This window comes from Pedobacter sp. PACM 27299, assembly GCF_001412655.1.
Classification (GTDB): Bacteria; Bacteroidota; Bacteroidia; order Sphingobacteriales; family Sphingobacteriaceae; genus Pedobacter.
Map to the genome: position 1 here is coordinate 580410 of NZ_CP012996.1, position 14722 is coordinate 595131.

At 40.8% G+C, this 14722-nt stretch carries 16 protein-coding genes; 5 read left to right on the forward strand and 11 right to left on the reverse strand.

All coding sequences use genetic code 11. The features are described 5' to 3' along the window. Positions 1 to 2: 2 nt before the first annotated feature. Positions 3 to 1394: a LutB/LldF family L-lactate oxidation iron-sulfur protein gene (locus tag AQ505_RS02430; RefSeq protein ID WP_197286377.1), complete on the reverse strand. Its 1392-nt coding sequence runs from the start codon at positions 1392 to 1394 to the stop codon at positions 3 to 5. Between the two features lie 237 nt (positions 1395 to 1631). Between AQ505_RS02430 and AQ505_RS02435 the strand changes: the two genes are divergently transcribed. Next, on the forward strand, positions 1632 to 2171 hold the full coding sequence (locus AQ505_RS02435; protein WP_062546714.1) for a GIN domain-containing protein: 540 nt from the start codon (positions 1632 to 1634) through the stop codon (positions 2169 to 2171). A 310-nt stretch (positions 2172 to 2481) separates the two neighbouring features. Here AQ505_RS02435 and AQ505_RS02440 read toward each other — a convergent pair whose 3' ends face one another. From AQ505_RS02440 to pdxA, 10 genes are all read right to left on the reverse strand, one after another. Further along, the gene (locus AQ505_RS02440; RefSeq protein WP_062546715.1) at positions 2482 to 4074 is read right to left on the reverse strand and encodes a M28 family peptidase; all 1593 of its coding nucleotides are present in this window, start codon (positions 4072 to 4074) and stop codon (positions 2482 to 2484) included. 20 nt (positions 4075 to 4094) lie between these two features. Then, positions 4095 to 4517, reverse strand: coding sequence for a ribose 5-phosphate isomerase B (gene rpiB / locus AQ505_RS02445; RefSeq protein ID WP_231635011.1), 423 nt, complete (start codon positions 4515 to 4517; stop codon positions 4095 to 4097). A 39-nt stretch (positions 4518 to 4556) separates the two neighbouring features. Further along, entirely contained in the window at positions 4557 to 5447 is an 891-nt protein-coding gene (gene tatC, locus AQ505_RS02450; protein WP_062546717.1) for a twin-arginine translocase subunit TatC, read from the reverse strand. Between the two features lie 135 nt (positions 5448 to 5582). Then, positions 5583 to 6923: an acetyl-CoA carboxylase biotin carboxylase subunit gene (accC, locus tag AQ505_RS02455; RefSeq protein WP_062546718.1), complete on the reverse strand. Its 1341-nt coding sequence runs from the start codon at positions 6921 to 6923 to the stop codon at positions 5583 to 5585. 95 nt (positions 6924 to 7018) lie between these two features. Continuing rightward, complete coding sequence (gene accB, locus AQ505_RS02460) at positions 7019 to 7495, reverse strand: acetyl-CoA carboxylase biotin carboxyl carrier protein (protein ID WP_062546719.1); 477 nt, start codon at positions 7493 to 7495, stop codon at positions 7019 to 7021. Between the two features lie 71 nt (positions 7496 to 7566). Further along, positions 7567 to 8556, reverse strand: coding sequence for a beta-ketoacyl-ACP synthase III (locus AQ505_RS02465; RefSeq protein WP_062546720.1), 990 nt, complete (start codon positions 8554 to 8556; stop codon positions 7567 to 7569). Positions 8557 to 8567: 11 nt separating this feature from the next. Further along, on the reverse strand, positions 8568 to 9506 hold the full coding sequence (plsX, locus tag AQ505_RS02470) for a phosphate acyltransferase PlsX (protein WP_062546721.1): 939 nt from the start codon (positions 9504 to 9506) through the stop codon (positions 8568 to 8570). 102 nt (positions 9507 to 9608) lie between these two features. Continuing rightward, entirely contained in the window at positions 9609 to 9800 is a 192-nt protein-coding gene (gene rpmF, locus AQ505_RS25930) for a 50S ribosomal protein L32 (RefSeq protein ID WP_073238280.1), read from the reverse strand. Between the two features lie 18 nt (positions 9801 to 9818). Beyond that, entirely contained in the window at positions 9819 to 10358 is a 540-nt protein-coding gene (locus tag AQ505_RS02475; protein WP_062550860.1) for a YceD family protein, read from the reverse strand. A gap of 64 nt (positions 10359 to 10422) precedes the next feature. Beyond that, positions 10423 to 11502 carry a 4-hydroxythreonine-4-phosphate dehydrogenase PdxA gene (gene pdxA / locus AQ505_RS02480; protein WP_062546722.1) on the reverse strand — a complete coding sequence of 360 codons (1080 nt, stop codon included), beginning with the start codon at positions 11500 to 11502 and terminating at the stop codon, positions 10423 to 10425. Positions 11503 to 11717: 215 nt separating this feature from the next. On the opposite strand from pdxA, the gene rsmA reads away from it, so the two are divergent. From rsmA to AQ505_RS02500, 4 genes are all read left to right on the forward strand, one after another. After that, entirely contained in the window at positions 11718 to 12500 is a 783-nt protein-coding gene (gene rsmA / locus AQ505_RS02485) for a 16S rRNA (adenine(1518)-N(6)/adenine(1519)-N(6))-dimethyltransferase RsmA (RefSeq protein ID WP_062546723.1), read from the forward strand. 22 nt (positions 12501 to 12522) lie between these two features. Further along, a complete protein-coding gene (locus AQ505_RS02490; RefSeq protein WP_062546724.1) occupies positions 12523 to 13452 on the forward strand; it encodes a 2-hydroxyacid dehydrogenase in 930 nt (309 codons plus the stop codon). 157 nt (positions 13453 to 13609) lie between these two features. Next, positions 13610 to 14083, forward strand: coding sequence for a transcription elongation factor GreA (gene greA, locus AQ505_RS02495; RefSeq protein ID WP_062546725.1), 474 nt, complete (start codon positions 13610 to 13612; stop codon positions 14081 to 14083). A 21-nt stretch (positions 14084 to 14104) separates the two neighbouring features. Next, positions 14105 to 14512 carry an HIT family protein gene (locus AQ505_RS02500; RefSeq protein ID WP_062546726.1) on the forward strand — a complete coding sequence of 136 codons (408 nt, stop codon included), beginning with the start codon at positions 14105 to 14107 and terminating at the stop codon, positions 14510 to 14512. Positions 14513 to 14722: the final 210 nt, after the last annotated feature.

Here is a 14722-nt window from a genome sequence, read left to right on the forward strand (position 1 = left end):
TTTTAAGGGTTTTTGTTTGCTTTCTTTTTCTCTTCGTAAAGCTTCGCAAAAGACTTCGGCGCAACTTCCGGCATGCTTCGGTATTTGCCCCAGGTCTTTTTGAAGAAAAACTTGAGGAAGAAGTTTTTCATTTTCCCTCCTAACATATCCATTCTAGACCGTTTTTGCATGGTAGTCGTGAAAGCGTTCCATCCGATCTCCTCTACTTTAGTATTTTGGTTATCGGCTACTGCATCTCTTCTATTCAGCAATAACATTTTATGAACGTCAATCTTTACCGGGCAAACCTCTGTACATTTACCGCATAAACTAGAGGCATTACTGAGGTGTTTGAACTCCTTCATCCCCTGTAAATGCGGGGTGATAATAGAGCCAATCGGTCCGCTGTAAGTAGTGTTATAGGTATGTCCGCCAATATTTTTATATACCGGACAAGCGTTTAAACAAGCGCCGCAGCGGATGCAGTATAAGGCCTGACGCTGTTCTTTTTGTGCCAGTAGATTGGTTCTGCCATTGTCTAGCAATACCACATACATCTCCTCCGGACCATCAGTTTCATGTGCCTGTCTGGGGCCGCTCAATATCGTATTGTAAACGGTCAGGTTTTGTCCGGTTCCATGACTAGAAAGCAATGGCCAGAACAAATCCAGGTCAGCCATAGAAGGAATGACCTTTTCTATGCCAACAATAGCAATATGGATTTTAGGAAAAGTAGTACATAACCGCGCATTTCCTTCATTTTCTGTCAGGGCGATGCTGCCGGTATCGGCAATTAAGAAGTTCCCTCCGGAAATGCCAATGTCTGCTCTCAGGTATTTTTCCCTCAGTAATTCTCTGGCCTTTTGGGTCAGTTGCTGAGGTGTCGCATCTAGTGGTGTCCCAAATTTATCATGGAACAGCTTTGCAATTTCCTCTTTACTGAGGTGCATGGCAGGGGTAACAATATGGTATGGAGCCTGGCCCAATAGCTGAACAATATATTCACCAAGGTCGCTCTCTAAGGATTCAATGTTGTTTTTCTCCAGGAAATCATTGAGGTGGATTTCTTCAGTGGTCATTGATTTAGACTTGATGACCGTTTTACCACCACTCTTCTGGATGATGTTTAAGATCTCTCTCTGTGCCTCTTCTACATCATTCGCCCAGATTACTTTCCCGCCTCTACGTTGAAAATTGGTTTCAAATTCAGGGAGAAACTTATCCAGGTTCTCCATCACCCTCCATTTAATCACATGCGCTTTCTTTTTCGAGTTTTCTAAATTCTCGAACCTCGACACCCCCCGTTCTACCGCAACATTATACTTGCCAATATTATGATTAATTGTCTTGCGATGCCCTAAATCAAAGGCTTTTTCATCGGCCTTAACCAAAAATTCATCAGATATCTTCATCATCATCAAATATAAAAATAATTAGGCTTGAAATGGATTCCTGCCCTGAAATTACAATATAAGGAAAGGAAGAGGAGTATCGACGAAATATTTTCGTCGATTGGTCGAGAAGTTCGGGCATTTCGTCGAGAGGTACACTGCTATGGTCTAAAGCGCCGAAAATCGCTGAAACGTTTCTGATTTGGCTACGTCTTATCTACAAAACAACTTAAAAAATTAAAAACTTAAAAAATAAAAGATATGAAAACTGCCATCAAAACTCTAATCGCAACTTCTTTAACAGCTATCGTTTTAACTTCTTCAGCGTTCACAACATTCGCAAAAGAAAAAGCACCGATGGGCACTACTACTGCTGTAAAATTTAATAAAATCGTAGTAACTGGAAACGCAAATGTGGTATTAGTACAAGGAAATAGAGAAGACATCAATAGTTATGATGCCAACTCAGAAGAAGGTACAAGTGTAGTACAAAAAGGATACACTTTATACATCAACTCTACTGACAACAGCACGATCTATGTAAATGTAAAAGACCTGCAAAGAATTGATGCATCAAATACTGCTACCGTTAGAACTCGTGGTAATTTCGACCTTGCTGTTCTTCAGATCTTCTTAAAAGATGATGCTAAAGCCAATGTAAATGCGAAAGTAGGCAGTCTTTATACAGACATCAGTGGTTATTCTGACTTGAAATTGAGTGGTTCTTCAAAAGAACATGCACTGGTAAAAAACGATGTTTCTAAATTGAACCTGAATGACTTTGTGATTGCTAAACTTTAATTAGCAGGCCATCATTCAATTCAACAGGTCAAATAAAAGATCGGAGTGATGATCAACAGCACAAACTTCAAAGCTATTGATCAGTACAAATGCTAAGATCTCAAAATTAACAGGCCAGCTGGATAAAGTATCCAGCTTTAAAGCCCGGGAGCCCGGGTAAAGATATAGCCCAACACATAGGAACCAAACGAGAACCGCTCTAAACCAGGGCGGTTTTTTTGTGCAAAAAAATACCCCTTAACTTATGTTTAAGGGGTATCATTTTGAATTCAGAACTGAGCTTTTAAAGCTCACTTATATATACCAGCATTTAGTTTTTTCTGGTGCCGTCTTCGTTCTTATCAACTTTCGGTCGATTGGCACGATTGGCAAGTTCCCAGGCCGTAAAGTAAACCAACCTTGCTCTTTTAGCCAGCATTGGGAAATCAATCTTGCTGATCTCATCACCTGGCTGGTGGTAATCCTCATGAACTCCATTGAAGTAGAAAATTACAGGGATACCATGTTTCGCAAAGTTATAATGATCTGAGCGGTAATAGTAGCGATTTGGGTCGGTTCTATTGTTGTAACGCTCATCCAATTGAATATTTACGTAATCTTTATTTGCTTTTTTGCCGATCTGGTCTAGCTCTGTGCTCAACATATCAGAACCGATGATATAAACGAAGTTGTTGTCCTTTTCATGGTCTTTATCCCCTCTGCCGATCATATCAATATTTAAGTTTGTGATCGTTTTTTCTAAAGGAAACACTGGATGTTCAGAATACCATTCCGAACCCAAAAGCCCTTTTTCTTCACCGGTCACCGTCATAAACAAGATGCTTCTCTTCGGACCTTTACCTGCTTTTTTTGCATTGGCGAAAGCTTCTGCTAACATCAATACACCAGTAGTTCCAGAGCCGTCATCATCTGCACCGTTGTTGATCTTATCGTCGCCTTTCACTTCCGGAGTGATACCAATATGGTCATAATGACCAGTGACTACCAACACCTCATGTTTCAATTTCGGATCAGAACCTTCCAGGAAGCCCAGTACATTTTCTGCTCTTACTTTCGTCTCTACTCTCTTTGCAGAGGCAGAAATGGAAACATTAATCTCCTGTGTTGCAGGTTTACCAGTATCCGCAATTTTCTTTTTAACGTCAGTGATGTTCGTTTTTGCGGCAGCAAGAATTTGATTAGCTACACCAGATCCGATATAGATCACTGGTGTTTCCTGTGGGGCGTTCAATTTTTCAATCTCTTCCTTAGTTTTCATCACCATTCTTGGTGCAGTCAGGTAGCTTTTCAAGTTTTCCGGCATCACTTCTACCGTAGGGTCGATCACCAATATTGCAGCAGCATTTTTTTCCGTCAGGTATTTTACTTTTGCCATCATTACAGACCTGCTGTTTGCAGAACCTGCAGTCCCATTTGGCTCTCCTGATTTGAAGATCATCACTACTTTTCCGGCAACATCAGCACCTTCAAAATCATTGTAACCTTCTTTTTTCAGGCCATAACCTGCAAAAAGAACAGTAGGGGTATTGAATCCAAAACCTGCTCCAGAAACTGTTTGTGGAACAATATAGAATTCTTTTAAAGCTTCTGCCGGTTGACCATTCAGCGTTAAGATCTGAGAAAGTGAGATGTTCACCATATCGATCGGCTGGAAGTAATCTCCGTTTACCGGAGCTTTTAAGCCCAGGCTTTTGAAGAAATTCTTAATGTAATCAGCGGCCATCCAACCACCTTTTGTACCGGTTTCTCTACCTTCATAGGCATCAGATGCCAATACGGATAGGTGTTTATAAGCATTGTCTTTGCTGATCGTTTTACTAAACTTCACCGCATCTTTATTTTGAGCAGTGGCAGAGCAAGCCATCGTCAGTACGAAACTGGCGTACAATAAATGTTTTTTCATCTGGGTCTTTTTCTTAGCGGTTAACAAGAAATTTTGTTCACTCTGTTCTCATGTCTGCCACCTTCAAATGCAGTATTTAAAAAGGTAGTGGTCATTTCTTTTGCCAATTCTTCAGAAACAAACCTTGCTGGAATACACAATACATTCGCATTGTTATGTACCCTTGCCAGCGATGCAATCTCGTTTAGCCAGCAAATGGCTGCACGGATATGCTGGTGTTTATTGGCAGTAATGGCAACACCATTTGCGCTGCCGCACACTAGAATTCCAAAAGTATATTCCTGACTTTCCACGGCCAATGCCACAGGATGAGCAAAATCCGGGTAGTCAACAGATTGTGTAGAATGGGTTCCGAAATCTTTGACCTCATAGTCGCCAAGAAAAGACTTTAGCAATTCTTTGTATTCAAAACCGGCATGGTCGGCGCCGATTGCAATTTTCATTTTTGGGGCTGTTGACATCTTCAAAAATATATAGTTTGGTTAGTTTTTTCTAATGGTAGACACACCGTAAAGTTCTTTATTTTTCTTACGCTCGATGTTCGCTGAAATAATGATACTCAATTCATACAGCAGGAACAATGGTGCTGCTACAATTAACATGGTGTATGGATCTGCAGTAGGGGTAACTACAGCGGCAACAATCAGGATTAAAACAGTAGAGTACCTTCTGCTGGAGCGCATAAATGCAGGTGTCATCACTCCTAATTTCGACAGGATATAAATGATCACCGGCAATTGGAAGATTACACCCGAACCGATAGTAAGGGTCATCACTGAAGAGAGGTAAGAGTCAATGGTAAAGGTGTTTTCAATCTCCGGACTCACGGTAAAGTTAGTCAGGAAGTTGATAGAAAGTGGACAGATCAGGTAATAACCAAACATAATCCCCAGGAAGAAAAGAAAAGAAGCGAAGGCTACAAATCCACTGGCAGACTTTCTTTCATTGTCATGCAAAGCTGGTTTAACAAACAGCCAGATTTCAAAAAGTAAGTAGGGGATTCCGAGAATAATTCCGACCATCACACAGGAGTTCAGCTGCAGGGTAAACTGTCCTGCCATTTCCGTGTTGATGATCTTCGCATCGATCTTTGTAATGCAAAAATCTGAACCTATAGAGGGGAAGCGCTCTACGAGTTTACACATCATTCTGTAAGTCCAGAAGTTAGGGTTTTTTGGCCCCATGATGATGGTGTTAAAAATGAAGTCAGTAAAGTAAAAAGCTCCGGCTGTTAACACTAAAACGACTGCTAATGCGCGTAGTAGGTGTTTGCGGAGGACATCGATATGGTCAAAGAATGACATTTCTGCCTCTAAAGTTTTTCCTTTTTCTTTTATAGCACCAATAAGGTCCCTTTTCTTAGTATCACTCATGTACGTTATTTGTAAAACAAAAATACCATTCTATTTTGTTTAGAATGGTATTTACGTTTTAAATCTACTAAATAGTTTTTGTTAGCGGGAATTTGCTTTGTAACAAGTATAAATCCCGCCATTACTATGACTTATTTATTCCGAAAACTCGAAAGTTTCCATGAACTTAGTGGTAAAATTACCAGCTCTGAAGTTCGGGTCTTTCATCAGTTTTAAGTGGAATGGGATCGTCGTTTTAATACCTTCGATTACAAATTCACTTAAGGCACGCTCCATGGTACTGATCGCTTCTTCGCGGGTTTGAGCCACACAAATCAGTTTAGCAATCATTGAGTCGTAGTTAGAAGGAATCTGGTAACCAGCATATACGTGCGTATCTACCCTCACCCCATGACCACCTGGAGAGTGGAAGTTGGTGATTTTTCCAGGACAAGGTCTGAAGTTATTGAATGGATCTTCAGCATTGATCCTGCACTCGATTGCGTGCATATTTGGTAAATAATTTTTTCCTGAGATCGGTACACCAGAAGCTACTTTAATCTGTTCTTTGATTAGATCATAGTTGATTACTTCTTCTGTTACCGGGTGTTCTACCTGGATACGGGTATTCATCTCCATGAAGTAGAAATTACGGTGTTTGTCTACCAGGAATTCAATGGTCCCTGCACCTTCATATTGTACCGCAATGGCACCTTTGATGGCTGCTTCACCCATTTTCTCACGAAGTTCTGGTGTCATGAATGGTGATGGTGCTTCTTCAACCAGCTTTTGATGGCGACGTTGAATTGAACAATCACGTTCCGACAAGTGACAAGCCTTACCATATTGATCTCCGATGATCTGGATTTCAATGTGACGAGGATCTTCGATATATTTCTCTAAGTAAAGACCATCATTTCCAAAGGCTGCACCTGACTCTTGTCTGGCGCTATCCCATGCATTTTCAAAATCTTCATCTTTCCAAACTACACGCATTCCACGGCCACCACCACCGGCAGTTGCTTTAAGAATAACGGGGTAGCCCATTTCATTGGCCATCGAAATTCCATCCTTGAAATTTTCAAGCAATCCCTTCGATCCTGGAATAGTAGGGACACCAGCTTTTTTCATCGTTTCTTTTGCCGAAGCTTTATCACCCATTGAGTTGATCTGCTCCGGTGTAGCACCGATAAATTTAATTCCATAATCACGGCAAACTGAAGAAAACTTAGCGTTCTCAGAAAGGAAACCGTAACCTGGGTGAATGGCATCTGCATTTGTTAATTCTGCAGCTGAAATAATATTCGGGATGCTCAGGTAAGAATCCTTACTTGGCGGCGGCCCTATACAAACAGCTTCATCGGCAAAACGTACATGTAAACTTTCTCTGTCTGCAGTAGAGTAAACAGCTACGGTTTTGATGCCCATCTCTTTACAGGTGCGGATGATACGCAAAGCGATCTCGCCCCTGTTGGCAATTAGTATCTTTTTAAACATATATTTTTTCTTTTCCCCCCGAATTAGTTCAGGGCATATTAAGCAATGAGCTGTTGATCTTTCAATTCAGAAAATTGAATTTTCAACAGAACGAATTACATAGGTTCAACTAAAAATAACGGTTGGTCATATTCTACTGGAGAAGCATTCTCTACTAAAACTTTCACGATTCTACCAGAAACTTCACTTTCGATTTCATTGAACAATTTCATCGCTTCGATAATACAGATCACTTTACCTACTGGGAATTCATCACCTACATTTACGAAAGATGGTTTATCCGGGCTAGATGAGCGGTAGAAAGTTCCGATCATTGGTGATTTAATAGTGATGTATTTTGAATCATCTTCTACAGCAACAGGTGCTTTTGTTTCTGTTGGGGTAGTTGGTTGAGGTGCTGCCGCTGCCGGAGCTACTGCTGGAGCAATCTGTGCTGGTACCGTTGCCTGAACGTAGGTAGGAGCCTGATTGGTTTTAATTGTTATTTTGAAATCTTCCTGCTCAATAGCGACTTCATTTACGCCCGAACGAGAAACAAATTTAATAAGTTCCTGAATTTGTTTGATATCCATTTTTTGGTGTTTTTTAGAGAAAACAGTATGTCTTAACAATTATCTAAGTTAAGATTAATTATTTTATAAAATTAATAAGCCCACTTTAAGTACACAGAACCCCAGGTGAAACCACCTCCAAATGCTGCAAGGATGATGTTATCGCCTTTTTTCAATTGGCTTTCCCATTCCCATAGACATAGTGGAATTGTTCCATTAGTGGTATTTCCGTAACGTTGAATGTTGATCATTACCTTTTCTGTGCCCAGGCCCATTCTTGATGCTGTAGCATCGATGATCCTTTTATTGGCTTGATGTGGAACCAACCAGGTCACATCATCAGAAGTCAGGTTATTGCGTTCCATGATTTCGGCCGCAACATCTGCCATATTAGTAACCGCAAATTTGAATACTGCCTGACCTTCCTGATGCACAACGTGCTCATTATTGTCGACCGTCTCATGGCTTGCCGGTCTGGCAGAACCGCCAGCTTTTTGGTGTAAGAATTGACGACCAGCACCATCACTTTTCAGGATGGAGTCCTGGATGCCCATTCCTTCCTCATTTGGCTCTAAAAGAACTGCACCGCAGCCATCACCAAAGATGATGCAGGTGGTACGGTCCTGGTAATTGATGATAGAAGACATTTTGTCGCCGCCAACCACCAATACTTTTTTATGTTTACCGGATTCGATGAACTGAGCCCCAGTAGACAAACCGAAGATGAATCCTGAACAAGCTGCCTGCAGGTCATAGCCCCAGGCATTCTTTGCGCCGATTTTATCAGCAAGGATGTTCGCCGAAGCAGGGAAAGGCATATCAGGAGTGGTGGTACAAAAGATGATCAATTCGATCTCTTCTGCAGTAATCCCACGTTTCTTAAGTAAACCATTCACCGCATGAACTGCCATGTCTGAAGTACCTAATCCTTCACCTTTCAATATTCTCCGCTCTTTGATACCAGTCCTGGATAAAATCCATTCATCCGTAGTTTCTACAATGGATTCTAGCTCTTTATTAGTTAGTACGTAATCTGGTACGTAACCATTAACAGCCGTAATCGCAGCGTGAATTTTATTCATTTTCAATGTTCTTATTTAAATGCAGCTTGAATTTTACCTACCAAGCCAGTAGTAATCATGTCTCTTGACTGAAGAATCATGTTCTTAACAGCTGTCGGACTTGAAATGCCATGACCTATGACCACAGGGGCATTGACACCTAGAACCGGGCTTCCGCCATAGTTTTCGTAGTTAAAGCGGTCAAAGAAATCATCCTTTAAACCTCTTTTTAGTGTCAATACATAAAATGACTCTGCCAGTTTCAGCATCACATTTCCTGTAAATCCATCGCATACAATTACGTCAGCCTTATCGTTGAATAAGTCCCTTCCTTCTACATTACCCACAAAGTTGAAAAGATTGGTATCTCTCATTAAAGGGAAAGTCGCCAAACTAAGCATATTGCCTTTTTCGTCTTCTTCACCAATATTCAATAACGCAACCTTAGGCTGTTCAGTACCAAACATGCACTCGGCATACAAACTACCTAAAGCACCAAATTGAAGCAAGGTGTCAGGCTTACAGTCGGCATTTGCACCAACATCAAGCATTAAACCTAGGCCTCCACTTAGTTTTGGAAGAATTGTAAGGATACATGGCCTGATGATTCCCGGAATAGTTTTTACACTAAACACGGCACCAACAAGCATTGCACCAGAGTTACCGGCGCTGGCAAAGGCATCGATTTTACCTTCTTTAAGTAAGGAAAAGCCGACAGCAATGCTGGAATTAGGCTTTTGAACAATAGCCTTAGTGGGATGTTCGCCCATACCAATCACTTCTTCGGTATGAACATATTCAAAGTGATCCGGATTGAATCCGTTTTCAGTGAGAAGGGGCTTAATCTGCTGTGTATCTCCGATCAACACTATGTGCTCCCCGGGAGATAACAATTGATGGGCAGCTATTGCTCCTAAAACGTTCGCTTTAGGAGCATAGTCTCCGCCCATTATATCGAGACCTATTTTCATAGTAAAAAATCAGTTTGTGTTTAGAAGGCAAAATTGCCCTAGTTTTCCGTCGCTAAAGGTAAACTTTCAGCGACTTAAAACACAAACTATTTTTCAAGAAAATTAACCTATTGAAGTGTTTTCAATAACCAATTTACCGTTGTAGTATAGGTTACCATCAACGTTGTATGCATGGTGAGGTACGTGAATTGCACCAGTGGTTTGACAAGTAGCCAAAGAAGGAGCTACCGCTTTATAGTGAGTTCTTCTTTTATCTCTTCTACTCTTAGAAATCTTGCGTTTTGGATGTGCCATTGCTGATTTGTTTAATTATTATTTTAATTTTTTTAATGCTGCCCAACGCGGGTCATCATCGTTATTTTCTTCTTGTTGTTGTTCTTGTCTATCAATTGAAAAACTTTCCAGTCTCGCAATCATTTCCTCGTCGCATTTCTGGCCATTGCCATCCTGCTCACAGGCTTTAATATAAGGTACTGATACATTGATGAGTTCGTATATCGGAAGCGCAACATCTACTTCGCTTTCTTTTGTACTCAGGACAATGATTTCTAAATCATCACTTTCCAGTTCATCTTCAGCAAATTTTACAATCTGCCTTTCTTGTATGCTTATTGGTGCATTAAATTCCGACAAACATTTGTCACAATCCAATACGATTGTTCCTTTGATGTCGAAATGCAAAAGTAGCATTGTTTCCTGTTTATCCAGTTCAATGCCAACTTTTAAGTTTCCTTTTTTTACTAAAGAGTATTCAAAGGCCTCAAAAAAGCTGTTATCAACCTCAAAATCAAACTGATGTTTGCCGATTTTAAGGCCCGTAAATGGGATTGAAAATTGTTTTAATGGTTTCAATTGTAACAAAATTTTAGCCCGCAAATGTAGGAATTATTTTATAGAATTAAAATGTTTTTTCATTCTAATTTGCGTCGTCTTTTATATCCGCTGCAGTTTCTATAATTTTCCCCCCACTTCTCAGCTGGTTTTTCAATAATTCTTCCTGTTCTCTTCTGTTTCTCAGGATGTGAGTTGCTGCAAATAAGGCTTCTATAAATGAAGTCGGATCTGCCAGGTTCTTTCCTGCAATGTCGTATCCTGTGCCATGATCCGGTGAGGTACGCACGATTTTCAGGCCTGCAGAGTAGTTTACGCCAGTGCCAAAAGCGATGGTTTTAAAAGGGATCAAACCCTGGTCATGATACATCGCCAATACGGCATCAAATTGCTTGTAACTGCCCTTGCCAAAAAAGCCATCCGCAGGGTAAGGACCAAAACAAATGACGCCTTTATCGAAAGCTTGCTGAATTGCCGGCATGATGATATCCGTCTCTTCGCTGCCCAATAAGCCATTATCGCCCGCATGTGGATTTAATCCCAATACCGCAATTTTCGGTTTTTCAATCCAGAAATCTTTCTTTAAAGTCTCATTCATCAGGATCAGTTTCTTCACAATCTTTTCAATTGTGATACTTTTTGAAACTTCTGTAATGGGAATGTGCCCGGTTACCACACCTACCTTAATGTCTTCACTCACCAAAAGCATCAATACGTCGCTGCTTCCACTGCGTTCCATCAGATATTCGGTATGTCCTGGGAATTTAAAGGTATCTGATTGTATATTATGTTTGTTGATCGGGGCCGTTACCAAGGCATCAATTTCCCCTTTGATCAGATCTTCTGTCGCTTTCTCTAAAGAAAGTAAGGCATATTTACCACCAGTTTCATTGGCTACACCCAGGTCGATTTTCACATCTTCCTCCCAGCAATTGATCATATTCGCCTTCTTAGGATTGGCCAATGCAGCCTCTGTAATCACATTGAAGTTGAAATCACTCAGCCCTAAAGCCTTGCGATGGTAGGAAGCAACCTTGGTATGTCCATAAACGATAGGGGTACAGTAATCCAGGATTGCGCTCTCGGCTAAAGTCTTGAGGATGACCTCCAAACCTATGCCGTTCACATCTCCTATGCTGATTCCGATTTTAATCTTATTGCTCATACTTCAAAAAAATTTAGCGCAAATTACAGAATTCATTTTAAAATGGTTGGTTTTTCTGGCGCTTGTATTTCCACTTTTGTAGAAATGGAAGCCGATCTCTAAAACGATCGGAAAATGATATCCTTATTTTTAAGGCTGTAGAGGGTGTTTTAGTGGATTGTTGCTCTGATACTCGCAAAACTTTGCTTATTTTGCAGCTTTTAGAAGGAGAATATATGAGTTTGGTAAGGGCAAAAAAACATTTAGGACAACATTTTTTAACGGACAAAAAGATTGCCGCGAAAATCGTAAACGGTCTGGTACATACCGATCAGTACAAACAAGTACTGGAAGTAGGACCAGGAATGGGGATCCTTTCGGACCTGCTGCTGGAAAGAGCAGATCTGGAAACTTTCATGATCGATATCGATGTGGAGTCTTACCATTTCCTGAAAGAGAAATATCCGCAATTAGGAGATCGCTTAATCAATGGCGACTTTTTAGCCTTGGACCTTTCCTCGATCTTCAAAGAAAAATATGCGATCATCGGTAACTTCCCATATAACATCTCTTCTCAGATTCTTTTCAAAATATTGGAAAACAGAAGCCAGGTAGTGGAAATGGTAGGAATGTTCCAGAAGGAAGTGGCAGAACGCTGTGCTTCTAAAGAAGGCACTAAAGACTATGGAATTTTAAGCGTCCTGATTCAGGCGTATTATGATATAGAATATCTATTTACCGTGAAACCGGGAACATTTAACCCACCACCGAAAGTAAATTCAGGGGTGATCAGGTTGAGTCGTAATGACGTGGAAACGCTTCCATGTGATGAAAAACTGTTTTGGCGTACCGTGAAAGCAGGTTTCAACCAGCGTAGGAAAACCTTGAGAAATGCGCTTTCAGGTGTAGTGCCAAAAGAGAAAATGGACGACCATATTTTCTTTGATAAGCGCGCCGAGCAATTGAGTGTTGCCCAGTTTATTGAGCTGACACAGCATTTAACACAGCTTTCACAGTAAATAATAATTGATCAACAACAATATGAGTAAAGGAAGAATTTTAATTGTGGATGAGTTACATCCTGTCTTTAAGGAACGTGCCATCGCTTTGGGTTATGAGGTAGATGACCTGCCATTGTATACCCGTGAGCAAACACTAGCCGCAATTTCCAACTATCAGGGGATCGCTGTGAGAACAAAATTCAGAATTGATCAGGAGCTGATGGCCGCTGCACCCTCATTGAAATTCATTGCCAGAGCAGGTGCCGGTTTAGACAATATTGATGTGGATTACGCAAGGAGTCGGAACATCGAGTTGTTAAATGCTCCGGAAGGCAATATGGATGCCGTAGGAGAACATGCCACAGGGATGCTGCTGTCGTTGATGAACAATTTCCGTAACGCGGATCAGGAGGTTCGCAATGGCATCTGGGACAGAGAAGGAAACCGCGGTTATGAACTAAAAGGTAAAACAGTAGGGATCATTGGCTACGGTTTTATGGGCAAAAGCTTTGCAAAAAAGCTGGCCGGATTTGAAGTCAACGTGATTGCCTATGATAAGTATAAAACTGGTTTCAGTGATGCTTACGCAAAAGAAGTGAGCATGGAGGAGATCGTAAAACATAGCGATGTGTTGAGTTTACACATTCCGCTGACCTCAGAAACGCGTCAGATGGTGGACGAGGAGTACTTCTTCCATTTCCGTAAGCCTATTTTCTTTATCAATACCGCCAGAGGTGAAATTGTCAATACCCAGGCCGTATTACAGGCCATTCAGACGGGTAAAATCTTAGCTGCTGGTTTAGATGTACTGGAAGTGGAGAAATTTCCGTCATTACAGCAAACACCTTGGTTTAATGACCTAAAATCCTCCGGGAAATTGATCCTGACGCCACATGTTGGGGGCTGGACCTTTGAATCTTACCGCAAAATATCGGAAGTTTTAGCAGATAAGCTGATTGCTGTCATTTAAACATACATTTTTGATAAACTGCCCAAAATCAAATTAAATAATTTGTTTTTGTGGTTATACCCCATTATCTTCGTTTTTATTGAAGCAAGACTATGTAGGCTTAACAGCCCATATAGTCTTGTTTGTTTTTATAGTACTACATAAAATAAATTGAGCTATGACAGAGGTTACCTATTATACCCAAGATGGTTTAGACAAACTAAAGGCAGAATTACACCAGATGAAAACCACCGGAAGGCAACAAATCTCTAAGGCAATTGCCGAAGCTAGAGATAAAGGGGATCTTTCCGAGAACGCGGAGTATGATGCAGCGAAGGAAGCACAGGGTTTACATGAAGCTAAAATAGCAAAATTGGCAACTACGCTTTCTACCGCCAGATTAATTGATGAATCAAAGCTGGATACTTCTAAAGTATTGGCCTTATCTATAGTAAAGATCAAAAATGTAAAGAATGGTTCTACCATGTCTTACCAATTGGTCGCAGAAAGTGAAGCAGATCTTAAAACTGGAAAAATTTCCGTTAAGTCGCCGATTGCCAAAGGTTTATTGGGTAAATCGGTAGGTGATAAGATTGAAATTCAGGTTCCTGCGGGAATGATCGAATTTGAAATATTAGAGATAACCCGATAACCCTTTTAAATTACCCATTCGATGGCAAGTATATTTTCAAAAATAGTAGATGGTGAAATCCCTGCACATATCGTAGCGGAAACTACCGAATTCCTGGCATTCTTAGATGTTAACCCCCTCACCATGGGCCATGTCCTGGTGATTCCTAAAAAGGAAATTGACTATATCTTTGATATGGAGGAAGAAAGCTATGTTGGACTCACCATGTTTGCCAAGATTGTGGCAACAGGGCTAAAGGAAGCGTTCCCTTGCAAAAAAGTAGGCGTTGCCGTTATCGGCCTGGAAGTACCGCATGTACACATCCATTTGATCCCTATGAATGCAGTGAACGATATGAACTTTAGTAAGGAAAAATTGAAACCTTCGCAGGAAGAACTGGCAGAAGCCGCATTAAAAATCAAAGCAGCGTTGAATGAAACGACCGCTTAATAGATAAAAAATGAATGGGTGTTGACCCGAAATGAAAAGGGGCGTCTTTATAGGCGTCCCTTTTTTTGTTGAACCGGAGTTAACTAATGGTTAATCGGATTTGTGCCCGGATATATAGCTTTTGATGTGCTGTTGTACTGTTGTTCTGGTGCTGTTTTTCTTTTGCTGGAGCAATGCCGGAGTAAAAGAAAAGCAAAATAAGAGCAAAAC

Coding starts and splice junctions, on each gene's coding strand:
- pdxA (WP_062546722.1), bottom strand. CDS start 11,502: ATGAGCAATAAGATTAAAATCGGAATCAGCATAGGAGATGTGAACGGC.
- plsX (WP_062546721.1), bottom strand. CDS start 9,506: ATGAAAATAGGTCTCGATATAATGGGCGGAGACTATGCTCCTAAAGCG.
- rpiB (WP_231635011.1), bottom strand. CDS start 4,517: ATGAAAATTGCAATCGGCGCCGACCATGCCGGTTTTGAATACAAAGAA.
- AQ505_RS02435 (WP_062546714.1), top strand. CDS start 1,632: ATGAAAACTGCCATCAAAACTCTAATCGCAACTTCTTTAACAGCTATC.
- accC (WP_062546718.1), bottom strand. CDS start 6,923: ATGTTTAAAAAGATACTAATTGCCAACAGGGGCGAGATCGCTTTGCGT.
- AQ505_RS02440 (WP_062546715.1), bottom strand. CDS start 4,074: ATGAAAAAACATTTATTGTACGCCAGTTTCGTACTGACGATGGCTTGC.
- AQ505_RS02500 (WP_062546726.1), top strand. CDS start 14,105: ATGGCAAGTATATTTTCAAAAATAGTAGATGGTGAAATCCCTGCACAT.
- AQ505_RS02465 (WP_062546720.1), bottom strand. CDS start 8,556: ATGAATAAAATTCACGCTGCGATTACGGCTGTTAATGGTTACGTACCA.
- accB (WP_062546719.1), bottom strand. CDS start 7,495: ATGGATATCAAACAAATTCAGGAACTTATTAAATTTGTTTCTCGTTCG.
- AQ505_RS02430 (WP_197286377.1), bottom strand. CDS start 1,394: ATGATGAAGATATCTGATGAATTTTTGGTTAAGGCCGATGAAAAAGCC.
- greA (WP_062546725.1), top strand. CDS start 13,610: ATGACAGAGGTTACCTATTATACCCAAGATGGTTTAGACAAACTAAAG.
- rsmA (WP_062546723.1), top strand. CDS start 11,718: ATGAGTTTGGTAAGGGCAAAAAAACATTTAGGACAACATTTTTTAACG.
- rpmF (WP_073238280.1), bottom strand. CDS start 9,800: ATGGCACATCCAAAACGCAAGATTTCTAAGAGTAGAAGAGATAAAAGA.
- tatC (WP_062546717.1), bottom strand. CDS start 5,447: ATGAGTGATACTAAGAAAAGGGACCTTATTGGTGCTATAAAAGAAAAA.
- AQ505_RS02490 (WP_062546724.1), top strand. CDS start 12,523: ATGAGTAAAGGAAGAATTTTAATTGTGGATGAGTTACATCCTGTCTTT.